This is a genomic window from Natrinema limicola JCM 13563 (assembly GCF_000337475.1).
Taxonomy (GTDB): Archaea; Halobacteriota; Halobacteria; order Halobacteriales; family Natrialbaceae; genus Natrinema; species Natrinema limicola.
In genome coordinates this window covers 1-1,154 of sequence record NZ_AOIT01000022.1, presented here as the reverse complement: position 1 = coordinate 1,154, position 1,154 = coordinate 1, and the positions used below count along the sequence as shown (strand labels likewise).

At 58.2% G+C, this 1,154-nt stretch carries 1 protein-coding gene; it reads right to left on the bottom strand.

The genetic code is table 11. The annotated features are described in order from the left end of the window. Nucleotides 1-1,154 (bottom strand): transposase (locus tag C476_RS04995; protein WP_008010485.1); only part of this gene is annotated, 1,154 nt, incomplete at both ends.

Genomic DNA, 1,154 nt, shown 5'->3' with positions numbered 1-1,154 from the left:
CGGTGCCGGAATCACGTAGAAAAGGTCTCGCTGTTCGAGTACCGAAAATACGTCCGTGGCGTAGAACTCCCGATCAGCGTAGAGTCGCCGTGTATGAACGCGACAGACGTCGTTGACGTGGTCGACGAGTCGGCGAACAATATCGCCGACTCGGTAACTCCTGTTTTTGCCAGGATAGCTCTCTGGGTCGTGGTAATCAGCGTGCCCGACTGGAAGCATCGCAGCTGCGAAGTGAACGTTGTCTCCAACAACGTTCGCGGTTGCAAACTTGTAGCACCAGTTGTAGGACTTGTCCTTCGGCGCCCCCTGGACACGTACGAGTTCCTCACGCTCCCCGTAGAAAGCGACGTAGGTCATGTCGATCGACAGCATGACTGGTGTCTCGAACTCCAAGCGAGGCTTGGCCCGCGTCAAGACGCGGGCCGCGCTTTGGTTGACCATCTCCGCGATTTGTGTCGGTGAAAGGTCCTTGATCGCCTCCAGAAGCGTCTCTCCACTCGGTCCGTCCTCGTAGAAGGGATCGTCGAGATCTGGGTCAGGATTGACGAAATCGCCGTAGGTTTCGGCACCGCCGTTAGCGGCGGGGCCTGTCAGCCCGAGACAGGCCTCCAGCATCAGGAGTTCCTCGTCGTCGTAAACCGGGTCATCAGGCCGGTCAAACTCGAAGGCAGGCAACACGACAGTTTGGAGTTCGTCGAGGAGATCACGTGTTTTCCTCCGAATGAGACGGTTGACTGTGCGATTCGAGGAGCCTGTTGGCTCCTCCGAAGCGCTGTCTTCGTACGGTGTCCCGATCGGACTACCGCGTTCGGCGGCCAACGCTTGGATCTGACGAGTAGCAGTCTCGATCGTGGATTGGAGGGCCGCAAACCGATTAGTCTGTGCCCGAGAGATCGTGCTTCGTGAAGGTGTGTCGTCGGGATTAAAGCCAAGAGCATCCGCAAGTTGAGGGTCACTGTCGAGCGTCCGATGGAGCCAGCCATCGGACGCGTCTTCGAGTTCCTTCAGGAGAATCGCCCGGAGCATCGGTTCGAACGGTTTAGAGTCGTGCCAATGGGGAATGGAATCAGCACGGCAGTATTGGCTGACGTCGAGGTGAGTGACCAACTCGGCCGCAGAGGTCGTCTTGTCGACGACCTCGGCGGCTTGCTTGG